This is a genomic window from Bradyrhizobium sp. SPXBL-04, assembly GCF_051853035.1.
In the GTDB taxonomy this organism is placed as follows: Bacteria; Pseudomonadota; Alphaproteobacteria; order Rhizobiales; family Xanthobacteraceae; genus Bradyrhizobium; species Bradyrhizobium zhanjiangense.
On record NZ_CP182472.1, the window covers coordinates 79,894 to 102,752 of the forward strand.

The 22,859-nt window shown below is 65.5% G+C and carries 19 protein-coding genes, 1 tRNA gene and 1 pseudogene; 8 read left to right on the forward strand and 13 right to left on the reverse strand.

Annotated elements, in window-relative coordinates:
- Nucleotides 1-126: 126 nt before the first annotated feature.
- The 4 genes from addB to ACNJX8_RS00370 all read left to right on the forward strand — a co-directional run bounded on the left by addB (nt 127) and on the right by ACNJX8_RS00370 (nt 8,317).
- The gene (gene addB, locus ACNJX8_RS00355; RefSeq protein WP_439359226.1) at nt 127-3,273 is read left to right on the forward strand and encodes a double-strand break repair protein AddB; all 3,147 of its coding nucleotides are present in this window, start codon (nt 127-129) and stop codon (nt 3,271-3,273) included.
- Complete coding sequence (gene addA / locus ACNJX8_RS00360) at nt 3,267-6,776, forward strand: double-strand break repair helicase AddA (RefSeq protein WP_439359227.1); 3,510 nt, start codon at nt 3,267-3,269, stop codon at nt 6,774-6,776. The genes addB and addA overlap by 7 nt, the downstream gene beginning before the upstream one ends.
- A gap of 67 nt (nt 6,777-6,843) precedes the next feature.
- Complete coding sequence (gene trxA / locus ACNJX8_RS00365; RefSeq protein ID WP_008540017.1) at nt 6,844-7,164, forward strand: thioredoxin; 321 nt, start codon at nt 6,844-6,846, stop codon at nt 7,162-7,164.
- Nucleotides 7,165-7,309: 145 nt separating this feature from the next.
- Nucleotides 7,310-8,317, forward strand: a complete 1,008-nt coding sequence (locus ACNJX8_RS00370) for an ATP-dependent DNA ligase (protein WP_439362045.1) — start codon at nt 7,310-7,312, stop codon at nt 8,315-8,317.
- A gap of 102 nt (nt 8,318-8,419) precedes the next feature.
- Here the strand turns inward: ACNJX8_RS00370 and ACNJX8_RS00375 are convergent, their stop codons facing one another.
- The 12 genes from ACNJX8_RS00375 to aroA form a co-directional block, all read right to left on the reverse strand.
- On the reverse strand, nt 8,420-9,160 hold the full coding sequence (locus tag ACNJX8_RS00375) for a metallophosphoesterase family protein (RefSeq protein ID WP_439359228.1): 741 nt from the start codon (nt 9,158-9,160) through the stop codon (nt 8,420-8,422).
- Between the two features lie 102 nt (nt 9,161-9,262).
- Nucleotides 9,263-10,606, reverse strand: a complete 1,344-nt coding sequence (locus tag ACNJX8_RS00380) for a bifunctional folylpolyglutamate synthase/dihydrofolate synthase (protein ID WP_439359229.1) — start codon at nt 10,604-10,606, stop codon at nt 9,263-9,265.
- Nucleotides 10,603-11,544 (reverse strand): acetyl-CoA carboxylase, carboxyltransferase subunit beta, encoded by a 942-nt coding sequence (gene accD, locus ACNJX8_RS00385; RefSeq protein WP_091882310.1) that lies wholly within the window; start codon nt 11,542-11,544, stop codon nt 10,603-10,605. The genes ACNJX8_RS00380 and accD overlap by 4 nt, the downstream gene beginning before the upstream one ends.
- A gap of 105 nt (nt 11,545-11,649) precedes the next feature.
- A complete protein-coding gene (trpA, locus tag ACNJX8_RS00390; RefSeq protein ID WP_439359230.1) occupies nt 11,650-12,486 on the reverse strand; it encodes a tryptophan synthase subunit alpha in 837 nt (278 codons plus the stop codon).
- A complete protein-coding gene (gene trpB, locus ACNJX8_RS00395; protein WP_439359231.1) occupies nt 12,483-13,700 on the reverse strand; it encodes a tryptophan synthase subunit beta in 1,218 nt (405 codons plus the stop codon). The genes trpA and trpB overlap by 4 nt, the downstream gene beginning before the upstream one ends.
- Complete coding sequence (locus ACNJX8_RS00400) at nt 13,697-14,368, reverse strand: phosphoribosylanthranilate isomerase (RefSeq protein WP_439359233.1); 672 nt, start codon at nt 14,366-14,368, stop codon at nt 13,697-13,699. Before ACNJX8_RS00400 ends, trpB begins: the two co-directional genes overlap by 4 nt.
- Before the next feature lie 66 nt (nt 14,369-14,434).
- The gene (locus tag ACNJX8_RS00405; protein WP_439359234.1) at nt 14,435-14,827 is read right to left on the reverse strand and encodes a DUF1049 domain-containing protein; all 393 of its coding nucleotides are present in this window, start codon (nt 14,825-14,827) and stop codon (nt 14,435-14,437) included.
- Nucleotides 14,828-14,898: 71 nt separating this feature from the next.
- Entirely contained in the window at nt 14,899-15,204 is a 306-nt protein-coding gene (locus ACNJX8_RS00410) for an integration host factor subunit beta (protein ID WP_008539997.1), read from the reverse strand.
- 172 nt (nt 15,205-15,376) lie between these two features.
- The gene (gene sppA, locus ACNJX8_RS00415) at nt 15,377-16,357 is read right to left on the reverse strand and encodes a signal peptide peptidase SppA (RefSeq protein WP_439359235.1); all 981 of its coding nucleotides are present in this window, start codon (nt 16,355-16,357) and stop codon (nt 15,377-15,379) included.
- 271 nt (nt 16,358-16,628) lie between these two features.
- The gene (gene rpsA, locus ACNJX8_RS00420) at nt 16,629-18,335 is read right to left on the reverse strand and encodes a 30S ribosomal protein S1 (protein ID WP_164934835.1); all 1,707 of its coding nucleotides are present in this window, start codon (nt 18,333-18,335) and stop codon (nt 16,629-16,631) included.
- Between the two features lie 264 nt (nt 18,336-18,599).
- Nucleotides 18,600-19,238 carry a (d)CMP kinase gene (cmk, locus tag ACNJX8_RS00425; RefSeq protein ID WP_128930426.1) on the reverse strand — a complete coding sequence of 213 codons (639 nt, stop codon included), beginning with the start codon at nt 19,236-19,238 and terminating at the stop codon, nt 18,600-18,602.
- Nucleotides 19,235-20,572, reverse strand: coding sequence for a 3-phosphoshikimate 1-carboxyvinyltransferase (gene aroA, locus ACNJX8_RS00430; RefSeq protein WP_439359236.1), 1,338 nt, complete (start codon nt 20,570-20,572; stop codon nt 19,235-19,237). Before aroA ends, cmk begins: the two co-directional genes overlap by 4 nt.
- Nucleotides 20,573-20,728: 156 nt before the next feature.
- Between aroA and ACNJX8_RS00435 the strand changes: the two genes are divergently transcribed.
- The 3 genes and pseudogenes from ACNJX8_RS00435 (at nt 20,729) to ACNJX8_RS00445 (ending at nt 21,725) form a co-directional block, all read left to right on the forward strand.
- Nucleotides 20,729-21,136, forward strand: coding sequence for a TIGR02300 family protein (locus ACNJX8_RS00435; RefSeq protein WP_128930428.1), 408 nt, complete (start codon nt 20,729-20,731; stop codon nt 21,134-21,136).
- 95 nt (nt 21,137-21,231) lie between these two features.
- Nucleotides 21,232-21,307 (forward strand) — tRNA-Ala (locus ACNJX8_RS00440).
- A gap of 182 nt (nt 21,308-21,489) precedes the next feature.
- Nucleotides 21,490-21,725 (forward strand): annotated as a pseudogene (locus ACNJX8_RS00445) (GIY-YIG nuclease family protein).
- A gap of 15 nt (nt 21,726-21,740) precedes the next feature.
- Here the strand turns inward: ACNJX8_RS00445 and ACNJX8_RS00450 are convergent.
- Nucleotides 21,741-22,202: a MarR family winged helix-turn-helix transcriptional regulator gene (locus tag ACNJX8_RS00450; protein WP_439359237.1), complete on the reverse strand. Its 462-nt coding sequence runs from the start codon at nt 22,200-22,202 to the stop codon at nt 21,741-21,743.
- 153 nt (nt 22,203-22,355) lie between these two features.
- Between ACNJX8_RS00450 and ACNJX8_RS00455 the strand changes: the two genes are divergently transcribed.
- On the forward strand, nt 22,356-22,781 hold the full coding sequence (locus ACNJX8_RS00455; protein WP_439359238.1) for an organic hydroperoxide resistance protein: 426 nt from the start codon (nt 22,356-22,358) through the stop codon (nt 22,779-22,781).
- The last annotated feature ends 78 nt before the right edge of the window (nt 22,782-22,859 follow it).

A 22,859-nucleotide genomic window follows, 5' to 3' on the forward strand; every position in this document is an offset into this window, starting at 1 on the left:
CGCCTTTGCCCAACCCTACGATACCTGTTCCAGCAATCGCGAACAGCGGGGAAGACCTCGCCCACACCCATGACCATTTGAGCTCGCCTCCCTATATTGGCGCCTGATTCCCGAATCAGGCAGCCCATGCGCGTTTTCAGCGTTCCCATCTCAGTTCCGTTCCTACGCACGGTCGTCGCGGCCCTGCTCGACGGCCGGCTGGTCGATGGCTTCGAGGCGCGCAAGGAGCCGGCGCGGCTTGCCGATGCCACGCTGTATCTGCCGACCCGGCGCGCGATGCGTGTGGTGCGCGAGATCTTCCTCGACGAGATGAAGGCAGACGCGGTGGTGCTGCCGCGCATCGTCGCGCTCGGTGACATCGACGAGGACGAGCTCGCTTTCGCCGACGAGGGCGAGCCGTTTTCAGGTGCAACACCTCTCGACATTCCGCCGCGGCTGGGTGAGCTCGAACGGCGGCTGACGCTGGCGCAGCTCGTCGCCGCTTGGGCCAAGGGCCCGGTGCTGGCGCCGCTGGTGGTTGGCGGTCCAGCTTCGACACTGGCGCTGGCCGGCGACCTCGCGCGCCTGATCGACGACATGGTGACGCGCGGCGTCGACTGGAGCGCGCTCGACGGTCTGGTACCGGATAACCTCGACCGCTACTGGCAGCACTCGCTCGAATTCTTGCGCATCGCGCGCATTGCCTGGCCCAGCCATCTCGCCGAGATCAAACGGATCGAGCCGGCGGCGCGGCGCGATCTCCTGATCGCGGCGGAAGCCAGGCGGCTGACCGCGCATCCGAGCGGGCCGGTGATCGCGGCCGGTTCAACCGGCTCGATGCCGGCCACCGCAAAATTCCTCCATGCGGTCGCATCGCTGCCACATGGCGCCGTGGTGCTGCCGGGCCTCGACACCGATCTCGACGATGACGCCTGGCGCACCATCGGCGGCGTGCGCGATGCGCTCGGCAAATTCGCGGAGCATCCGGCCTCGAACCATCCGCAATATGCCATGCACGCGCTGTTGCAGCGTTTTGGCATCAAGCGCAGCGACGTCGAGATTCTCCAGCCGCCGGCAGAAGGCGGCCGGGATCTGCTCGCGTCCGAATCGATGCGGCCGTCGGCCAAGACGGAAGTTTGGCATGACCGGCTGAAGCAGCCGGATGTCGCCGCAAAGATCGCCGGCGGCATGAAGAACCTGACGGTTGTCGAAGCCCCCAACCCTGAAATGGAGGCGCTCGCTATCGCGATCGCGATGCGCGAGGCGCGGCATCTCGACAAATCGGCGGCGCTGGTGACGCCCGATCGCGCGCTGGCGCGGCGGGTGATGGCTGCGCTGACGCGATGGGACCTCGCCTTCGACGATTCCGGCGGCGATGTGTTGATGGAAACATCCGCCGGCGTCTTTGCCCGCCTGGCGGCAGAGGCGGCGACCAAGGGCCTGGAGCCGCCGACGCTTTTGGCGATGCTGAAGCATCCGCTGTGCCGGCTCGGCCGCGCGCCCAGTGCGTGGAAGGCAGCGATCGAGGGACTCGAACTCGCGGTCCTGCGCGGCACGCGCCCACCTGCAGGCACGGCCGGCCTCCTACGCGAATTCAACCGCTTTCGCGACGAGCTGGCAAAGCTGTGGCGCAGCGAAGTCTCCGCGCTCCATAAGGCCGAGCCACGCGCGCGGCTCAAGGCCGAGGATCTCGATCGCATCCAGGCGCTGATCGATGCCTTGCAAAAAGCATTGGCGCCGATCGAGAGCCTGGCCTCTTCGAAACCGTATGACTTCGCCGAGCTCGCGCACCGGCATCGCGAGATCATGATCGAGCTGTCACGCGACGAGCAGGGCATTCCGCTCGCCTTCGAGGAGCGCGAAGGCCTCGCCCTCGCCAGCGCCTTCGACGACCTGCTGCGCGGCGGCACGACCAGCGGGCTGATGGTGCCGTTGCCTGACTATCCCGATGTCTTCCAGACCGCGTTCGGCGATCGCGCCGTGCGGCGGCGCGACAGGCCGGGCGCCCGGCTGCAAATCTACGGCCCCCTGGAATCGCGCCTGATGCAGGCCGACCGCATCATCATTGGCGGCCTGATCGAGGGGGTCTGGCCACCGGCACCTCGCATCGATCCCTGGCTCAGCCGGCCGATGCGGCACGAGCTCGGTCTCGATCTGCCGGAGCGCCGCATCGGCCTCTCCGCGCACGACTTTGCGCAATTGCTCGGCGGCGACGAGGTGATCCTCACCCATTCCGCCAAGGCCGGCGGCGCGCCGGCGGTGGCGTCGCGCTTCCTGCATCGGTTAGAGGCAGTGGCGGGCGACGAACTCTGGAAGGCGGCGGTTCGCGCCGGCGAGAAATACGTGCAGTTCGCGGGCGCGCTGGACCAGCCCGACGAGGTCAGGCCGATCAAGCAGCCCGAGCCGCGACCGCCGCGCGCGACGCGGCCGCTCAAGATGTCCGTGACCGCGATCGAGGACTGGCTGCGCGATCCCTACACGATCTACGCAAAGCACATTTTGCGGCTGGATGCGCTTGACCCGGTCGACATGCCGCTCTCGGCCGCCGATCGCGGCTCGGCAATCCATGATGCGCTCGGAGAGTTCACGGAAACCTATGCGGCACGCCTGCCCGACGATCCCGCGCGCGTTCTGCGGGCAATCGGCGAGAAGCATTTCGCGCCGCTGATGGAGCGGCCCGAGGCGCGGGCGCTATGGTGGCCGCGCTTCCAGCGCATCGCGCGCTGGTTCGGCGAATGGGAGACGGCGCGGCGCGATGCGATCGAGGCCATCACGGCGGAGACCCACGGCGAGATCTCGATCACGCTCGACACCACGCGTAGCTTCCGCCTCTCTGCGCGCGCGGACCGCATCGAGCGCCGCAAGGGCGGCTTCTATGCCATCCTCGACTACAAAACCGGGCAGCCGCCAAGCGACAAGCAGGTCCGCATGGGCCTGTCACCGCAGCTGACGCTGGAAGCCGCGATCCTGCGCGAAGGCGGCTTTCCCGACATCGACGCCGGTGCGTCGGTCAGCCAGCTCGTCTATGTCCGCCTGGGCGGCAACAATCCGGCCGGGGAAGAGCGCATCCTCCAGCTCAAGGTAAACAAAGGTGACGAGCCAATTCCGCCGGACACTGCCGCCGCCGACGCAAGAGCCAAATTGGAGGCGCTGATCCGCGCCTTCGAGGACGAGAACCAGCCGTACACCTCGCTGAACCTGCCGATGTGGGCGAACCGCTACGGCACCTATGACGATCTTGCCCGGATCAAGGAATGGTCTGCGGCCGGTGGATTGGGGATCGAGGAATGGTGAAGGCGCCGCGCCCCATCCCGGACGAGGTGCGCGCGCGGCAGGCGCGCGCATCCGATCCGACCGCCTCCGCTTTCGTGTCGGCCAATGCCGGCTCGGGCAAGACGCATGTGCTGGTCCAGCGCGTGATCCGCCTCTTGCTGTCCGGCGTGCCGCCGGAAAAGATCCTCTGCATCACCTTCACCAAGGCCGCCGCCGCCAACATGGCCGAGCGCGTGTTCACCACGCTCGGTCATTGGGTGACGCTGGACGATGCCGGGCTCGACGCCGCCATTCGCGCCGTCGGCATTCCCTACCCCAGCCCAAAACTGCGGCGCGAGGCGCGAAAGCTGTTTGCTTGCGCGCTGGAAACGCCGGGTGGCTTGAAGGTGCAGACCATCCACGCGCTCTGCACCCGCCTGCTCCAGCAATTCCCGTTCGAGGCCAACGTGCCCGCGCGCTTTGCCGTGATCGACGAGCGCGACCAGACCGACATGATGGAGCGCGCCAATCTGAAGGTGCTGCTCGACGCCGCACGTGATCCGGAGAGCGTCATAGGCCGCGCGCTGTTGACGGCGATGGCGAGCGCCGCCGACGTCACCTTCAAGGAGGTCGTGCGCGAGGCGTGCCTGAGTCGCGATCATTTCATGGCCTGGACCGACGAGGCCGGCAACGCCGAGGCAGCTGCTGCTCAGATGGCGGCGGTGCTGGGTGTCGACGCCGGCGACCGCATCGAGGACGTCGAGACTGAAATTCTCGACGGTCCGTTCCTGCCGCGGTCGCGCTGGGACGAGATCGCCTTCGCGCTGGAGGACGGCAGCAAGTCCGACAACGACCAGGCCGGCCGGCTCCGCGAAGCAAAAGTCTTTTCCGGCAGTGCACAGGTCGATGCCTATCTCTGCGTCTTCCTCACCGACGACAAGCTGCCGCGCAAGGCAGTGCTGACCAAGAAGTTTTGCGATCACAACCCGTCCGTCGCCCGCCTGTTCGAGGCCGAGGCGCAGCGGCTTGGTGGGCTGATCGAGAAGCGTCGCGCTGTGACGGTTCGCGACCGCACCGCGGCCCTGCTGCACATTGCGACCGCTGCCGCCCAAAACTACCGCCGCGAGAAGCAGGAGCGCGGTCTGCTCGACTATGACGACCTCATCGACAAGACGCTGGCGATGCTGGACCGCGTCTCCTCGGGCTGGGTGCATTACAAGCTCGACCGCGGCGTCGATCACGTCCTGATCGACGAGGCCCAGGACACCAGCCCGCGGCAATGGGACATCGTCGCGCACATCATCTCCGAATTCACCGCAGGCGAAGGCGCGCGTGAGGGGCTGAACCGCACCGTCTTCGCGGTCGGCGACGAGAAACAGTCGATCTTCTCGTTCCAGGGCGCAGCTCCGCACGAATTCGACGCACGCCGGCGCGAGCTGCACCGCAAGTTCACCGCGGCCGGGCTGAAGTTCGATCCGGTCGCCTTCACCTATTCGTTCCGCTCGGGCGCCGCGATCCTGCACTCGGTCGACCACGTCTTTCGCGATCCCCAGATCTACAAGAGCATCCATTCGGTCGAGATCGGCCATCCCCTGCACAATGCGCTAGCCGATGCAGGCCCGAGCGTGATCGAGCTGTGGGACCTCGCGGAGGCCGACGAGCGACAGGACATCGAGGGCTGGCGCGCACCGTTCGACGGCGTTGCCGTCACCAGCCCCGAGGTGAAGCTCGCGCGCCGCATCCAGGCCGAGATCAAGCGGCTGGTCGAGAGCGGCACGCTGACGGGACACGAAGGCGAGCGGCGGCCGCTGCGCTATGGCGACATGCTGATCCTGGTGCGGCGGCGCGGTAATGCCTTTGACGCCGTGATCCAGGCGCTGAAGCACGCTGGCGTCCCGGTCGCCGGCGCCGACCGGCTCAAGCTGACCGAGCACATCGCCATCATCGACCTGATGAACCTTGCGGACGCGCTGCTGCTGCCGCAGGACGATCTCGCGCTCGCCGTGGCGCTGAAGAGCCCGCTGTTCGGGCTCGATGACGACGACCTGTTCCAGCTTGCCTGGGACCGCAAGGGATCGCTGCGCCGCGCGCTCGGCGAACATGCGGACACAAGCGAGAAGTTCGCCACGGCATTGCGGCGCCTGGAAGCCTGCGAGATGCGCGCGCGCGAGGAGACGCCGTTCGCGTTCTACGCCTGGCTGCTAGGGGGCGATGGCGGCCGCGCACGCATCCTGCGCCGTCTCGGCTTTGAGGCCAACGACGCGCTCGACGAGTTCCTGGAGCTGGCGCTGAACTATGAGCGCAAGGCGCCGGCCTCGCTGCAGGGCTTCATGGCCTGGCTGCGTTCGGCCGACACCGAAGTGAAGCGCGACATGGAGATCTCGCGCGACGAGGTGCGGGTGATGACCGTGCACGGTGCCAAGGGTCTGGAGGCTTCCGTCGTATTCATGGTGGACACGACATCCTCGCCCGCGGATTCGCAGCGGCTGCGGCTAATTCACGTGCCGCGCGGCAATGGCGGCGAGGTGGTGGTCTGGGCCGGCCGTAAGGCCGACGATCCCAAGCCGGTCGCCGAGGCGCGCAAGGCCATGCTCGAGGAGACCGAGGACGAATATCGCCGCCTACTCTACGTCGCGATGACGCGCGCCGCCGACCGCCTGATCGTCGGCGGCTGCATGCCCGGCAATATGAGGACCGTCCGCAAGCTGAGCTGGTACGATCTGGTCGACACCGGCCTCGCCGGCTCGGGCCTGGACAAGCAGATCATCGAGACGCCGCTCGGCAAAGTGACACGATTCGCGCGGCCGGAGGATGTCGCGGCGCTAGGCACGCCGGCGACGTCGGTGGACCAGACAATCGCTTTGCCGGACTGGCTGCGAGCGCCGGCCCCGCGCGAGGTTATCGACGAGGATCCCGTGCGCCCCTCGGGCCAGTCGGCCGAAGAGGGCCGCCGCGTACGCAGCGGCGAATCGGTGCAGTCCCGCGCGCTGGCGCTGCAACGCGGCACGCTGGTGCACCGGCTGCTGCAATCCCTGCCCGACATCGCCGCCCAGCGCCGGCGCGAGGCCGCACGCGACTTCATGGCACGCAATGCCTCGGACTGGCCGGAGGCCGACCGCACCGCACTGGCCGACAAGGTGCTCGCCTTGATCGCTGAGCCGCGCTTCGCCCCGGTCTTTGCCGCCGGCAGCCGGGCCGAGGTCGCCATCGTCGGCAAATTGGAGCGGCCGGGGCGCACCCCGGCGCTGGTGTCGGGGCAGATCGACCGGCTGGTCGTTCGACCCGAGGAGGTCCTGATCGTCGATTTCAAGACCAACCAGGCGGCACCCAGAAACGCGGCCGAGACACCCGCCGCCTATGTCCGGCAGCTCGCGCTGTACCGTGCGGTGCTATCGAGGCTTTATCCCCAAAGGCCTGTCAGGGCTGTCCTGCTCTGGACCGAGACCCTTGAATATATGGAGATTTCGGCCCCCGCGCTGGACGCGGCGCTGGCATCCCTTCATCTCGGTGTGAGCGTCCTTGACCCGGCAAGGAGCCGTTCATAGGTTGACCCCATGATCCCGGGCGCGATTCCAGGTCGCGCCGATTCTTTCAACCGAGTGAGGTACTCCAATGGCCGTTAGCAAGGTTTCCGACGCCGATTTCGAAGCCGAAGTGCTCAAGGCGAACGGCCCCGTGGTCGTCGATTTCTGGGCCGAATGGTGCGGCCCCTGCCGCATGATCGCGCCCGCCCTCGACGAGATCGCCGGTGCGATGGGCGACAAGGTCAAGATCGTGAAGCTCAACGTCGACGAGAGCCCGAAGACCGCGTCCAAGTATGGCGTGATGTCGATCCCGACTCTGATGATCTTCAAGGGCGGCGAGATGGCCTCCCGCCAGGTTGGCGCGGCACCGAAGGCAAAGCTCCAGCAGTGGATCACCTCCGCGGTCTGATCCTTCTCGCGCAGGATTATTTTCGAGAACGGCCGGCGAAAGCCGGCCGTTTTGCGTTGGTGGGGCGTGTTCAGCGTAGGACGAGTCCCAGCCCTTGCCCGCCCCTCCCGCAAAGCGCGCGCGAAAATCGACCTCCCTCGTTGCGATGGAGGCGCGGTCGGTCGATGCGATCCCGCGCGGCAAGGAGTGGCAGTACGAGCCGAAATGGGACGGCTTTCGCTGCTTGCTGTCGCGCAACGGCAGCGACGTCGATCTCCGCTCGAAATCCGGCGAGGACCTCACGCGCTATTTCCCCGAGATCGTTGCCGCCGCGTTGAAGCTGAGGGCGGATCGTTTCACGCTCGACGGCGAGATCGTCGTGCCGCACGGCAAGGGTTTTTCGTTCGACACATTGCTGCAACGAATCCATCCCGCGGCAAGCCGCGTGAAGAAGCTCTCGCAGGACGCGCCGGCGCTCTACCTCGTCTTCGATCTGCTCGCGGCGGCGAAGGACAAGCACCTCGCTGGAAAGTCGTTGATCGAACGACGGCCGGCGCTCGAAGCGTTCGCGAAAGCCAACCTCAGGGGCAGCGTCTTCCGTCTTTCACCGTCGACAACGAGCTACGCCACCGCCAAAAAATGGCTGGCGCAATCCGGCGGCGGTTCGGACGGTGTCATCGCCAAGCGCATCGACCTGCCCTACCAAGCCGGCACGCGCGACGGCATGCAGAAGATCAAGAAATTCCGCAGCGCCGATTGCGTCGTCGGCGGCTTCCGCTACGCCACCAACAAGATCGCCGGCAGGAACGTGGTCGGCTCGCTGCTGCTCGGGCTCTATGACGACAAAGGTCTACTGCACCATGTCGGCTTCACCTCGGCGATCAAGGCAGAGCAGAAGCCTGATCTGACCGATCGGCTCGAAGCATTGATTGGCGAGCCCGGCTTCACCGGCAACGCGCCGGGCGGGCCGAGCCGCTGGTCCACCGAGCGGTCAGCAAAGTGGTGTCCGCTCAAGCCGAAGCTGGTGATCGAGGTCTGCTACGACCATTTCAGCGGCGAGCGCTTTCGCCACGGCACCTCGATCCTGCGCTGGCGTCCCGACAAGGCGCCGCGGCAATGCACATTCGAGCAGCTGAAGCAGAAAGCGGCCGATCCGATGAAGTTGTTGAAGTGAGCTAGCCGTAGCCCGGATGGAGCGCAGCGTAATCCGGGAATTGTGCCACAAGCGACGATGCCCCGGATTACGCTGCGCTCCATCCGGGCTACAAGATCATAACTACCCAATCCATCCCGTCGCCAGCGCGTTCGCCAGTTCAGGCTGCCCGTTTCGCCGCGCCAACGCCGCCATCGCTTCATAATCATACACGACGTGTCGGAACGTCACCTGCCAAACGCCATCAGCAAGTTCGAGAATGGCATAACGCGCGTGCGGCGTGCCGGCTTCGACGACGTGCGGATACGGATGCTTGTCGCGATAACCAGGGCTGCCGACGCTGCCGGGATTGACGATCAGCCGGCCGTCGCGCAGGCGCACAGCGCGGGCGAGATGGGTGTGGGCGCAGAGGATCAGCGACTGCGTGATGCCTTGTGCGAATTGCTCGATGCGGTCCAGCGGCGACAGCGCAACCGTGCCGTCGGGATGCACGGTGTCGAGCCAATAGACTTCATCACTATTGGGCGTCGCATGGCACAGGAAGACCTGGTCGCGAAACACACGCGTCATCGGCTGCGCGCGCAGCCAGTCGAGCTGCGCGGCATTGAGCTGCGCATGGGCGGGACGATCCCACGAGCCCATCTGTTCCGGAGCGCGGTCGAGCAGATAGCGGTCGTGATTGCCGAGCACGTGCACGGCGTCGAGCGTCATCAGGATCTCGATCGTCCTGCGCGCATCGAGCGGTCCGCTCAGCATGTCGCCGAGATTGACGATGTCGGCAATGCCTTGCGCGCGGATGTCGGCGAGCACGGCTTCGAGCGCGAGATAGTTTCCGTGGACGTCGGCAATCGCGGCAAAACGCATCGTTCATCACCGTAGCCCGGATGGAGCGAAGCGAAATCCGGGGCCTTCATCGCTTGTGGCACGATCCCGGATTGCGCTGCGCTCCATCCGGGCTACGCAAACTCATGCAGGCGGCGTGCCGTTGATCGCCAGCACGTGGCCGGCCAGATAGAGCGAGCCGGTGATCAGGATGCGCGGCGGCACCTCGTAGGCGAGCTTCGCCAAGGCGCGCAGCGCAGCTTCGATGCCGGGCGCGGGCTCGACGCGCATGCCGAGGCTGCGCGCGGCGTCCGCGAGGCGGTCGACCGGCATAGCGTTCTCGGTATCAGGGATCGGCACTGCAATGATGTGACGGGTGAGACCGGCGAAATTGGCGAGAAAGCCCTGAGCATCCTTGTTGGCCATCATGCCGGCGATGACGACCAGCGGCCGCGACACCCGCTCTTCGAGATCGCCGAGCGCAGCCGCGGCGACACGGCCGCCCTCCGCATTGTGTCCGCCATCGAGCCAGATTTCCGAGCCCTGCGGTCCCCAAGAGAGCAGTTCGCCCGAAGTGATGCGCTGCATTCGTGCCGGCCATTCCGCGCCGACGATGCCGGCCTCGAACGCCGCCTGGTTGACCTTGAACGCCGGGACGGCGCGCAACGTCGCGATTGCAAGGCCGGCATTGTCGAACTGATGGCGGCCGAACAGGCGCGGCGCCGCCAGGTCCATCAAACCGCGATCGTCGGAATAGACCAGACGTCCGCGCTCGACATTGACGTGCCAGCTTTCGTTCGCCGCAAACAGCGGTGCGCGCATGCGCCTGGCCTGCGCCTCGATCGCGTTCATCGCCTCCGGCGATTGCTCGGCGCAAATCACGGGTACGCCGCGCTTGATGATCGCGGCCTTCTCGCCGGCGATCGATGCCAGGGTCGCCCCAAGGAAGTCCATGTGATCCATGCTGACAGGCGTGATCACGCAGGCCGCCGGCACATCGATCACGTTGGTCGAATCGAGCCGGCCGCCGAGGCCTACTTCGAGCAGCACCACGTCGGCCGGATGCTGTGCGAACAGATGCAAGGCCGCGGCGGTCTTCAGCTCGAACAGAGTCGCAGCCTCGCCGGCATTGACGCGCTCGACCTCTTCGAGAGCGGCGCGCAATTCATCGTCACTGACGAGCACGCCGCCACCGACGCGACCCAGCCGGAAGCATTCGTTGATGCGGACGAGATAGGGCGAGGTGTAGGCGTGCACGCGCAAGCCTGCGGCCTCCAGCGTCGCGCGCAGATAAGCGAGCGTCGAACCCTTGCCGTTGGTGCCGGCGATGTGGATCACCGGCGGCAGCTTGCTTTCGGGATGGCCGAGCCGCGCGAGCAGGCGGTGCATCCGCTCGAGCCCGAGATCGATGCGTTTCTGATGCAGGGCCGACAGCCGCCCGATCAATTCGCCGAGCGGCGGCTTTGCGCTGTCAGAGGACGCGTTCACGCGTGGGGCGCGGCCGGCGCCGTCTCGGCGGCCGATACGATCTGCGCCGGGCTCGCAACCGGCTGCACCGGCTTCGATGCGCTTTCCAGCGCCGGCGCCTTGGTCAGCAGGCGGCAGAGTCGCGCCAGCGTCGGACGCAATTCGTGGCGATGCACGACCATGTCGACCATGCCGTGCTCCTTCAGATACTCGGCGCGCTGGAACCCCTCGGGGAGTTTTTCGCGGATGGTCTGCTCGATCACGCGTGCGCCGGCGAAGCCGATCAGCGCGCCGGGCTCGGCGATCTGCACGTCACCGAGCATGGCATAGGACGCAGTGACGCCGCCGGTGGTCGGATTGGTCAGCACGACGATATAGGGCAATTTTGCCTCGCGCAGCATCTGCACCGCAACGGTGGTGCGCGGCATCTGCATCAGCGACAAAATGCCTTCCTGCATCCGCGCGCCGCCGGATGCGGCGAACACGATGAACGGCGCATTCTTCTCGACCGCAAGCTCGAGCCCGCGCACGATGGCCTCGCCTGCGGCCATGCCGAGCGAGCCGCCCATGAAATCGAAATCCTGCACTGCGACGACGACGGCGGAGCCTTCGAGCTTGCCGTAGCCGACCTTGATCGCGTCGTTGAGGTTGGTGCGCGCGCGCGCATCCTTGATGCGATCGACGTACTTCTTCTCATCGCGAAACTTGAGCGGATCGGGCGTGACCTCGGGCAGCGCCACATCGAACCAGGTCTCGTTGTCGAAGATCGACTTCAACCGGGCCACCGCGCCCATGCGCATGTGGTAGTTCGAGCCGGGGATGACGAACTGGTTGGCCTCGACGTCCTTGTAGAAGACGAGCTGTCCGGAATCCGGGCACTTGATCCACAGGTTCTCCGGCGTCTCCCGCCGCAGCATGTTGCGGATCTTCGGCCGAACCACATTGGTAAGCCAGTTCATGGTTTGCTCCGATGTGCGAACCCGCCTCGCGGATCGCCTGAAGGGATATATGGCGGCCGGGCCGCTGCCCGGCAAGCCGCCGTGTCGCCCGCCCCAAGAGCGGAATTATTCCGCCGCCTGTTGCGCGCCCTTAACGCCCTGGGCCAGGGCCGCCGTCAATTCGGCGACGGCGTTGACGGTTTTGCCAGTTGCCCGCCCATCCGCATCGAGGCTGTTCTTGAGCACATCGACCAGCGCGGTGCCGACCACCGCACCATTGGCATGCGAGGCAATGGCGCGCGCAGCCTCCGGCGTGCGGATGCCGAAGCCGACGCAGACCGGCAGTTTTGTGTGCCGCTTGATGCGGGCAACTGCTTCGCTCACCGCCGAGGAGTCCGCGGCGGCCGCACCGGTGATGCCGGTGATCGAGACGTAATAGACGAAGCCCGAGGTGTTGGCGAGCACGGCCGGCAGACGCTTGTCATCGGTGGTCGGCGTCGCCAGACGGATGAAGTTGAGCCCGGCCTTCATCGCGGGCAGGCAGAGCTCGTCGTCCTCCTCCGGCGGCAGGTCGACGATGATGAGACCATCGACGCCGGCACTCTTGGCATCGGCCAGGAATTTATCGACGCCATAGATGTAGATTGGGTTGTAATAGCCCATCAGCACGATCGGCGTCGCGTTGTCGTCCTTGCGGAAGCCGCGCACGAGGTCGAGCGTCTTCTTCAGCGTCATGCCGGCCTTGAGCGCGCGGAGCCCGGCGGCCTGGATCGACGGACCATCGGCCATCGGATCCGTGAAAGGCATGCCGATCTCGATCACGTCGGCGCCCGCCTTCGGCAGCGCCTTGATGATCTCGAGCGATGTCGCCGGATCGGGGTCGCCGGCCATCAGGAAGGTCACGAAGGCCGAGCGGCCCTGCTTTTTCAGCTCGGCAAAACGGGTGTCGATACGCGTGGTCACTTGCTCTTGCCCCTGAGGATGTCGCCGACCTGCGGGACGTCCTTGTCGCCGCGGCCGGAGAGGTTGACGACCATCAGGTGATCCCGAGGCCGCTTCGGCGCGAGCTCCATCACCTTGGCGATGGCATGGGCGGGCTCGAGCGCGGGAATGATGCCTTCGAGCCGCGACAGCAGCTGGAATGCGGCGAGCGCTTCGTCGTCAGTCGCGGAGAGATAGTTCACGCGGCCGATCTCGTGCAGCCAGGAATGCTCGGGGCCGATGCCGGGATAGTCGAGACCGGCCGAGATGGAATGCGCGTCCTGGATCTGGCCGTCGGCATCCATCAAGAGATAGGTGCGGTTGCCGTGGAGCACGCCGGGACGGCCGCCCGCGATCGAGGCGGCGTGCAGCTGCGTGAGGCCATGGCCCGCGGCCTCGACGCCGAAGATCTCGACCGAGGGGTCGTCAAGGAACGGATGGAACAGGCCCATCGCGTTGGAGCCGCCGCCAATGCAGGCCACCAGCGAATCCGGCAGCCGGCCCTCGACCTCCTGCATCTGCGTCTTGGTCTCGTTGCCGATGATCGACTGGAAGTCGCGCACCAGTGTCGGATAGGGATGCGGGCCCGCCACCGTGCCGATGCAGTAGAACGTGTTGTGCACGTTGGTGACCCAGTCGCGCAGCGCCTCGTTCATGGCGTCCTTCAGCGTGCGCGTGCCCGACTGCACCGGGAATACCTTGGCGCCCAGCATCTCCATGCGGATGACGTTGGGCTGCTGCCGCTCGACGTCGACGGCGCCCATATAGACCACGCATTCCAGGCCGAAGCGCGCGCACAGCGTTGCGGTGGCGACACCGTGCTGGCCGGCGCCGGTCTCGGCGATGATGCGCTTCTTGCCCATGCGCCGCGCCAGCATGATCTGGCCGAGCACGTTGTTCACCTTGTGCGAGCCGGTGTGGTTGAGCTCCTCGCGCTTCAGGTAGATTTTCGCACCGCCAAGATGCTCAGTGAGGCGCTCGGCGAAATAGAGCGGTGAGGGCCGGCCGACATAGTTCTTGAGATAGCCGTTCATCTCGGCCTGGAACGCCGGATCGGCCTTGGCTTCGGTATAGGCCTTCTCCAGATCGAGGATCAGCGGCATCAAGGTTTCGGCGACGAAGCGGCCGCCGAAAATGCCGAAATGGCCGCGCTCGTCGGGGCCGCTGCGATAGGAATTGGGTTTGGCGACGTTCATCGGACACTCAACTCTTGGCTTGTATCTTGGCTGGCGCGCGCGGCGCGAATGAAGGCCTTGATCATCTCGGGATCCTTGACGCCGGGGGCGCTCTCGATGCCGGAGGAGACGTCGACGCCGCCGGCGCCGGTGACGCGGAGAGCCTCCGCAACATTGTCGGCGTGAAGCCCGCCCGAGACCATGTAGGGCAGGGTCAGATCGAGATTTTCGAGCAGGTGCCAATCGAAGGGCGCGCCGAGACCGCCGGGGCGGGTTGCATCTTTCGGTGCGCGCGCATCGAACAGGATGCGGTCGGCGACTGCGGCGTAGCCGGGCAGCACGGCGAGATCGGCAGATGTGGCGACCGGCACCGCCTTCATCACGGGGCGGCCGAACCGCTGCTTGATGTCGCGCAGCCGCGCCACGCTCTCCTTGCCATGGAGCTGGAGAATGTCCGGTGACAGCGCGTCCATGATATTGTCGAGCGTGGCGTCGTCGGCATCGACGGTCAGCGCGACCTTGAGCGCACGCCGCTTCACCTGGCGGCCGAGCTCGCGGCCCGCGTCCAACGACAGGTGCCGCGGCGACGGCGGAAAGAACACGAACCCCACCATATCGGCACCCGCCTCGAGTGCCACCTCGAGCGTCTCGGGCGTAGACAGGCCGCAGATCTTGACGAGCAGGGACATGGTCTCAAAGCGAATGGAGGCCGCGGGCCTGCGGCCGGAAAACAGGGCTTTCGGTTGCGGCCGCTTCTACAACGTCGCGCGCTGCTTGTCTCGCCCGATGGGCCCGTAAAGGCCGACCCCCGAGGCGACGGGGAGGCGCTGGGACTCGGGCTTTGCTGCGGCCATTTGGGCCCGCAGATCGGCCAATTCGCCCCTGGCAGCCCGTGCATCCGCATCATTCCGGCGCGCCGCGCGCCGCCAGTGCCGCTGGCCGAGCCAGACGGCGCAGCCACCTGCCAGCACGCCCATGGCGGCGACCAGGATCAAAAGCAGGAACAGCGGCAAGGTGACCGACAGCGACGGGTCGGACGACAGGAAGGGATCGAAGGAGACGGTGACGAAATGCCGGTTGGTTACGGCGAAGACCACCAGGAGCAGGCCCAGCGGAATCACGATCAGCGCGGTCAGGAACTTTCGCATCTCGCTTCGCTCGCCTTGAATCAAGCTTGCGGCCGCATCATGCGCGACCGCAGGAAATCCTGACGCCGGCCTCAGTCTGCCGCGCCGGGATCCGGATGGTCGCGGTTCAACCGCTCGCGCATTTCCTTGCCGGTCTTGAAGAACGGAACGCTCTTCTGGTCGACCGGCACATGGGCGCCGGTGCGCGGATTGCGCCCGGCGCGTGCCGGGCGATGCTTGACCGAGAAGGCACCAAAGCCGCGCAGCTCGACGCGGTCACCGCGTGCGAGGGCCGCTACGATCTCTTCGAGAATCGCATTCACAATGTTCTCGACATCCCGCTGGTACAGATGCGGGTTGTGCTCGGCGATACGCTGAACAAGTTCGGATTTGATCATCGAGAGATAGGACCCGGAAGCGTGCGGATGACCATTTCCGTGAAAATACCGTGATCTGTCAAGACGCTAAATCAAGGTTGAGCGTCGTGAAAATGCGTGACAAATGCCGAAAAAGCAGGCTGACCCGGCACTCGCCCCGCGGGAAAAACATCTGGGACTCGCCCAGTTCCCGTCAGTTTGACGCGGCCGGCTGCCACAAGGCCAGCATTCCATCCATTCCGAACCGATCGACCGCCTGTGCGACGCCGGCTTGCCCGATTTGATGCGCAATCGAGCCTAAACCCAGCGCTTCCAGCGTTACGGCGGCGGCCGTCTTGAGGAACGGCAGATCGCCGAAGCGCGGCTGGAGCTTGTAATCGCGCACGCTGAGCCCCTTCTTGACGCCCTTCTGCTCGACCAGCCAGGTCACGGCCGTCTTCTCGTCGCCGATCTGATCGATCAGCTTGAGATCGATCGCCTGGCGGCCGGTGAAGACGCGGCCATCGGCAACTTTCTCGAGCTGCGTGTCATCCATGCCACGCCGCTCCTTCACCAATCCCCTGAACCAGGCGTAGGAGTCCTTCACCAGCGCATCGAGCGCGGCGCGGGCCTCGGGGCTGGTGGGCTCGAAACCGTTGGGCGCGGCCTTCAGCGGCGACGACTTCACCTCCTCGACCTTGACGCCGATGGTCTTCAAAAGCTCGGTGACGTTCGGATACTGGAACAGCACGCCGATCGAGCCGACCAGCGAGCTCTGCTGGGCGATGATGTGGTCGCTCGCAATCGCGGTGATGTAACCGCCGGAAGCGGCAAGGCCCTCGACCACGACGACGAGCGGCTTCTTGGCCTTCAGCCGGGTGAGCGAATCGTAGAGCTGCTCGGAGCCGGCGGTGGTGCCGCCCGGCGAGTTGATGTGAACGATGACGGCCGCGGCCTGCGAATTCTCCAGCCGCTCCAGCGCCTGGGTGCGATCGGAATCGCTGCGGATCAGGCCATCGATGTGGACGCGCGCGATCGACCCGGCAGATGCGAACGTGCCGCGCGCGCCTGGCGTCGCGATCAGCGCGAAGCTCGCGATCGCCGCGATCGCGATCAACGCGGCCATCACGCGCCAGAACGACAGCTTGCGGCGGATCCTTCGGCGATCGACGATGATGTCCGAATCGAGCGACATCGGAATATCTCCAAATGAATGGCTAGACGCGTTGTGCCGTCACAGCGTGACTATCGGCTTATCTGGATACATCAATTGCGGCGCAATTTGAAGAAAACAAGGCTGTGACCGCGGTAGGTGCGTAGCCCGGATGGAGCGCAGCGAAATCCGGGACAGTCCGTCCGTGAGGCAACGACCCCGGATTACGCTTGCGCTCCATCCGGGCTACAAGCGTAACAAAAAAGCCCCGGCTCGCGCCGGGGCTTTGATGTCAGCGAAACCTGCGTTTCGCTTACTTGTTGTCGCGGTTCTTGAGCGCGGTGCCCAAGATGTCGCCGAGCGTCGCACCCGAATCGGAGGAGCCGTACTGCGCGATGGCCTCCTTCTCTTCGGCGACTTCGAGCGCCTTGATCGACACCTGGACCTTGCGGGCCTTCTTGTCGAACTGGATCACGCGGGCGTCGACCTTCTCGCCGACGGCAAAGCGTTCGGCACGCTGGTCGTTGCGGTCACGGGCGAGTTCGGAGCGCTTGATGAAGGTCGAGAAGTCGGTACCGGCGATCTTCACCTCGATGCCACTCTCCTTCACTTCGAGCACTTCGCAGGTCACGACCGCGCCCTTCTTGACATCGCCCGGCTCGGCGAAGGGGTCGCCTTCGAGCTGCTTGATGCCGAGCGAGATACGCTCCTTCTCGACGTCCACATCGAGCACCACGGCCTTCACCATGTCGCCCTTCTTGTAGTTGTCGATCACCTGCTCGCCCGGAAGCTTCCAGTCGAGATCGGAGAGGTGGACCATGCCGTCGACGTCGCCTTCGAGGCCCAGGAACAGACCGAACTCGGTCTTGTTCTTGACCTCGCCCTCGACCACCGAACCGGTCGGGTGACCTTCGACGAAGACCTCCCAGGGGTTGCGCATGGTCTGCTTGAGGCCGAGCGAGATGCGGCGCTTGACGGAATCGACTTCCAGCACCTGCACATCGACTTCCTGCGAGGTCGAGACGATCTTGCCGGGGTGCATGTTCTTCTTGGTCCACGACATCTCGGAGACGTGGATCAGGCCTTCGATGCCCGGCTCGAGCTCGACGAACGCGCCGTAGTCGGTGATGTTGGTGACGCGGCCGGTGAAGCGGGCACCCAGCGGGTACTTGGCTTCGATGCCCTGCCACGGATCGTCCAAGAGCTGCTTCATGCCCAGCGAGATGCGATGCGTCTCGTGGTTGATCTTGATGATCTTGACCTTCACGGTCTGGCCGATCGAGAGCACCTCGGTCGGGTGGTTGACGCGGCGCCAGGCGATGTCGGTGACGTGCAGGAGGCCGTCGATACCGCCGAGATCAACGAACGCACCGTAATCGGTGATGTTCTTGACCACGCCGTCGATGACCTGACCCTCTTCGAGGTTCTGCACCAGCTCCTGGCGCTGCTCGGCGCGGGTCTCTTCCAGCACCGTGCGGCGCGACACGACGATGTTGCCGCGGCGGCGGTCCATCTTGAGGATCTGGAACGGCTGCGAGTTGTTCATCAGCGGCGCGACGTCGCGGATCGGACGGATGTCGACCTGCGAGCGCGGCAGGAAGGCCACGGCACCGTCGAGGTCGACGGTGAAGCCGCCCTTGACCTGGTTGAAGATGACGCCGTTGACCTTCTCGTTGTTCTGGAACGCCTTCTCGAGCTTGCCCCAGCTCTCTTCGCGGCGCGCCTTGTCGCGCGACAACACGGCTTCGCCGAGGGCGTTCTCGATGCGATCGAGGAACACTTCCACCTCGTCGCCGACCTTGAGGTCGCTGTCACGGCCGGGGCCGGAAAATTCGCGCAGGGCCACGCGGCCCTCGGTCTTCAGGCCGACGTCGATGACGGCCATGTCCTTTTCAATTGCAACCACCTTGCCCTTGACGACGGAGCTTTCCTGCAGGTTGCCACCTGCGAAGGACTCGTCGAGCATCGCGGCGAAATCGTCGCGCGAGGGGCTATAGGTATCAGCAGAAGTCGAAGCCATTTGTTCTCCAGTTGCGGATGTCTTGCCGGCCGTTGGGTTCATGGGCGCATCGCACACGCAGTGTCGGAAGGTCCGCAAGACCTTCGAGCGACCGCTCGCTGCTCCGGCTCGGCGCCGGAACTGCGGAAGCGGGCCGGCTGAGGCCCGCGCGTTCGATACGTGGAATCGTTGTCCGGGGCCTGGATCGCGCCGGTTCCATCAGGGACCGAAGGTTATCGACCTCAAAGAGCGGGAGCGGGCGCTTCCTCCAATGACGGCTGCGGCTTAACCCCGCGACCGGCCCGCTCGGACGGCCTCGATAATGTCGATGGCGGCCCGGACGCCGCCTTCTATATCCAGTTGGGAGTTATCAAGCAAGTGAGCATCCGGGGCCGGTTTTAAAGGCGCAATCAGCCGGTTCTTGTCGCGCTCGTCGCGCTGGACGATGTCGGCGAGCACGGCCGCCTCGTCCGCCTCCTCCCCCCGCGCCCTCGCCTCCATGGTCCGGCGATGGGCGCGGACCTTGGGATCGGCGACGACGAAAATCTTCACGTCGGCATGGGGGCAGATCACGGTTCCAATGTCCCGGCCATCGAGCACGGCCCCGGGCGGATCAGCGGCGAATTGCCGCTGGAAATTGACCAGGGCCTCGCGGACCCCAGGGATCGCCGAGACGATGGAGGCCCCCTCGCCGACCTTCTGGGTCTTCAGTGCGGGATTGCCGAACTTTTCGGGGTCGAGCTCCAGCGCCGCCGCGACCGCCGCGGCTTCATCGCGGAGATCGTGACCGGACTGCATCAGCTCGTAAGCCACCGCACGATAGATTACGCCGGTATCGAGATGACGATAACCGTAATGGTGGGCGAGGCGCTTGCCGAGCGTCCCCTTGCCGGAGGCCGCGGGCCCGTCGATGGCGATGATCATGAAAACTCGGCCCCTAGCGAACGCATCATCGGAATGAAATCCGGAAAGCTGGTGGCGATGAAGGCAGTGTCGTCGACGCTCACCGGCTGGTCGGACGCGCAACCCATCACCAGCGCGGACATCGCGATGCGATGATCCATATGGGTGGCAACAACGCCGCCGCCGGGCACATGACCGCGGCCTTCGACGATCAGATCGTCGCCGGAGACCTCGACCTTCACGCCGTTGACGCGGAGCATGGCAGCCGTGGCTTCCAGCCGATCGGATTCCTTGACGCGCAGCTCTTGCAGGCCGCGCATAATGGTAGTGCCTTCGGCGAAGGCGGCTGCGACCGCCAGCACCAGATATTCGTCGATCATCGACGGCGCGCGCTCCGGCGGCACCTCGACACCGCGCAGTTTCGAGGCGCGCACGCGCAATTGCGCCATCGGCTCGCCGGCATCGCGACGGACGTCGTTTTCCTCGATCGAGGCGCCCATTTCGCGGAGCGTGGTGAACAGGCCGGTGCGCAGCGGATTGGTCATGACATCCGACAGGATGACGTCGGAGCCCTCGGCGATCAGCGCCGCAACGACCGGGAAAGCCGCCGAGGAGGGGTCGGCGGGCACGACGACGGTGGCAGCGTGCAGCTCAGGCTGGCCTTGAAGCGTGATGCGGCGGCCGTGCTGGCCTTCCTGCACCGATGTGATGTCGGCACCGAAATGCTTCAGCATCAGCTCGGTGTGATCGCGGCTCGCCTCGCTCTCAATCACCGTGGTGGTGCCCGGCGCAGCCAGGCCCGCCAGCAGCACGGCCGATTTGATCTGGGCCGAGGCGACCGGGGTCTTGTAGGTGATCGGCAGCGGATCGCGCGCGCCCTGGAGGGTCAGCGGCAGACGGCCGCCCTCGCCGCCTGATACGACCCTGGCGCCCATCTGTTCGAGCGGGTCGAGGATCCGGCGCATCGGGCGGCTGCGCAGCGAGGCGTCGCCGTCGAACACCGCCGAGATCGGGCACCCCGCAACGGCGCCCATGACCAGGCGGCAGCCGGTGCCGGAGTTGCCGAAATCCAGCGCCGCCTTGGGCTGGGCGAAGCCGCCGACGCCGACGCCGTTCACCGTCCACGCGAAATCGCCGGTGCGCGCGACCCTGGCGCCCAGCGCCTGCATCGATTTGGCGGTGTTGAGGACGTCTTCGCCCTCGAGCAGGCCCGAAATCTTGGTCTCCCCGACCGCGAGCGCACCCAGGATCAGGGCACGGTGGGAGATCGACTTATCGCCGGGCACCCGTACTTTCCCGGTCAGGGGGCCGCTGGCGCGAGACTGGAGCGGCCTCGGTTGGTCGGAATGGGTCAAGATTGTGTCCTTGGATGCCTTGAAGGCTGGGCCGCAGGTACCACATGGTCCGCGCCCCGTCACGGGCATGTCGTTCTTCCGTAATGCGCTATTGACAGCGGGCCGCCAACTAGCCAAGTGAAGCACCGCTTTTCAGACATTCCCAGGATTCCTGCCGTGGCCAAGTCCGAACTCGGAACCAAACGTATTTGCCCGACCACGGGCAAGAAATTCTATGACCTCAACAAGAATCCGGTGATCTCGCCTTATACCGGCGAGGTGGTGCCGATCGCCCCCATCGCTCCCGCACGTGCGTCCCGCGGCACTGAAGCCCGCAGCATGGCCCAGGACACCGCGCCGGAGCCGGCAGAGGCCGAGGAGTTGGTGTCGCTCGAGGAGGCCGATGCCGAGGAGAACACCGGCAAGGTCAAGGCCGTCGTGCCCGAATCGGAGGACGATATCGAGGTCGACGAGACCCTCGACGACGACGATGACGATGATTCGACCTTCATTGCCGACGAGGAAGAGGGCGATGAGGACGTGACCGACATCATTGGTGATGTCGGAGGTGATGAAGAGACTTGAGATCAGTCCTGATCTGTGAAAAAGGGTGCACCGCGCGAGTCGCCTAGGGCTCGCCGGTTGGGGTGATCCACCAGATTCACCCTGTCTGAGGTTAAGGGGCCATAGCTCAGCTGGGAGAGCGCTTGCATGGCATGCAAGAGGTCGGCGGTTCGATCCCGCCTGGCTCCACCAGCCTTCGCTCGCTTCGCGAGCTTCGGCTGGGCAAGCCTAGGGAAGTCCCTCGTAGCGAAGTGAGCGAAGGCTGCCCCGCCATAGCCCGAAGGGCGGCGGCGGACTCTATCCGCGATCACCACCACGGCAACATCCTAGGCATGTCTTGAAGCTGCTATCCTACCCTCCAGGGAGGAAGCGCGATGAAGTACGTCTATATTCTCGAAAGTCTCGATTCCGAGCACTTCTACGTCGGCATCACCGACGATCTACGGGCGCGTCTGGCAAAGCATAACGCCGACGAGGTGCCTCACACGTCGAAATACGGACCTGGCGAATACGAACTTATTTCGCGTTCGATGACGCCGCACGCGCTGTCGCATTCGAACGATACTTGAAATCTGGCTCGGGGCGCGCGTTCGCGAAGAAGCACTTCTAGTCGCTCTAACTGCCCCTACTCCCCGATCACCGCATTAAGCCTATCCCGCAGCGCGACGATCTCGTCCTTCATCGCGACCAGTTCCGGCACCGAGCAGTCCGACGCCGCCAGAATCGATTGCGGCACGCTGCGCGCCTTGTCTTTCAGCGCGTAGCCCTGCGGCGTCAGGGCGATCAGCACCTGACGCTCGTCCTCGCTCGAGCGGGTGCGTTTGACGAGTTGGGCGGCCTCGAGCCGCTTGAGCAGCGGTGTCAACGTGCCCGAATCCAGGAACAGCTTCTCGCCGATGTCCTTCACCGGCACGTCGTCGCGCTCCCACAGCACCAGCATGACGAGATACTGCGGATAGGTCAGGCCGAGCCGGTCGAGCAGCGGCTTGTAGACGCGGTTGAAGGCATGCGCGGCCGAATACACGGCGAAGCAGATCTGGTTGTCGAGCCGCAGCGGCGCGTCCGCTGCCGATGGTTTCCGGGCCATGGCGAATCTCACGGGATTTGCCCCGCATTGTGGGGCCGGGCGGTCGCATATTCAATTGCGAACAATTAAATGTGAGGCACCACAATTTAGATTGTGCGCAATCTAATTGTCTGCGATACAGATCGCGCCCACCCGAACCCCAGGGAGATGAAAATGTCCGTGAACGTCCTCTACAAGACCAGCGCCAAGGCGACCGGCGGCCGCGACGGCCATGCCGCAACCCTCGACGGCGCGCTCGACGTCAAGCTGACCACGCCGAAGGAGCTCGGCGGCGCCGGCGGCGCCGGCAACAATCCCGAGCAGCTGTTTGCGGCCGGCTATGCCGCCTGCTTCATCGGCGCGATGAAGTTCGTGGCTTCGCAGGGCGGCCCCAAGGTTCCCGCCGACGCCTCCGTCACCTCGACCGTCGGCATCGGCCCGCGCTCCGAGGGCGGCTTCGGTCTCGACATCGATCTGGCCGTCTCGCTGCCCGGCCTGGCCCGCGCCGAGGCCGAGGCGCTGGTCGAGAAGGCGCACCAGGTGTGCCCATACTCCAACGCCACGCGCGGCAATATCGACGTTCGCCTGACGGTCGTCTGACCGGAAGTGCGGATTGGCTGGCCCGAGATCCCCCTCGAGCCAGCCGCTTCCGTGGATTTCCCACTTCGCGGGATTGAG

Bases quoted from the DNA above. Each gene is read 5' to 3' on its own strand.
- ACNJX8_RS00455 (WP_439359238.1), top strand. From the start codon at position 22,356: ATGTCCGTGAACGTCCTCTACAAGACCAGCGCCAAGGCGACCGGCGGC.
- ACNJX8_RS00450 (WP_439359237.1), bottom strand. From the start codon at position 22,202: ATGGCCCGGAAACCATCGGCAGCGGACGCGCCGCTGCGGCTCGACAAC.
- rpsA (WP_164934835.1), bottom strand. From the start codon at position 18,335: ATGGCTTCGACTTCTGCTGATACCTATAGCCCCTCGCGCGACGATTTC.
- accD (WP_091882310.1), bottom strand. From the start codon at position 11,544: ATGAACTGGCTTACCAATGTGGTTCGGCCGAAGATCCGCAACATGCTG.
- addB (WP_439359226.1), top strand. From the start codon at position 127: ATGCGCGTTTTCAGCGTTCCCATCTCAGTTCCGTTCCTACGCACGGTC.
- ACNJX8_RS00410 (WP_008539997.1), bottom strand. From the start codon at position 15,204: ATGATCAAATCCGAACTTGTTCAGCGTATCGCCGAGCACAACCCGCAT.
- ACNJX8_RS00405 (WP_439359234.1), bottom strand. From the start codon at position 14,827: ATGCGAAAGTTCCTGACCGCGCTGATCGTGATTCCGCTGGGCCTGCTC.
- trpB (WP_439359231.1), bottom strand. From the start codon at position 13,700: ATGAACGTCGCCAAACCCAATTCCTATCGCAGCGGCCCCGACGAGCGC.
- ACNJX8_RS00400 (WP_439359233.1), bottom strand. From the start codon at position 14,368: ATGTCCCTGCTCGTCAAGATCTGCGGCCTGTCTACGCCCGAGACGCTC.
- ACNJX8_RS00370 (WP_439362045.1), top strand. From the start codon at position 7,310: ATGGAGGCGCGGTCGGTCGATGCGATCCCGCGCGGCAAGGAGTGGCAG.
- addA (WP_439359227.1), top strand. From the start codon at position 3,267: ATGGTGAAGGCGCCGCGCCCCATCCCGGACGAGGTGCGCGCGCGGCAG.
- cmk (WP_128930426.1), bottom strand. From the start codon at position 19,238: ATGATCATCGCCATCGACGGGCCCGCGGCCTCCGGCAAGGGGACGCTC.
- sppA (WP_439359235.1), bottom strand. From the start codon at position 16,357: ATGTCGCTCGATTCGGACATCATCGTCGATCGCCGAAGGATCCGCCGC.
- trxA (WP_008540017.1), top strand. From the start codon at position 6,844: ATGGCCGTTAGCAAGGTTTCCGACGCCGATTTCGAAGCCGAAGTGCTC.
- ACNJX8_RS00375 (WP_439359228.1), bottom strand. From the start codon at position 9,160: ATGCGTTTTGCCGCGATTGCCGACGTCCACGGAAACTATCTCGCGCTC.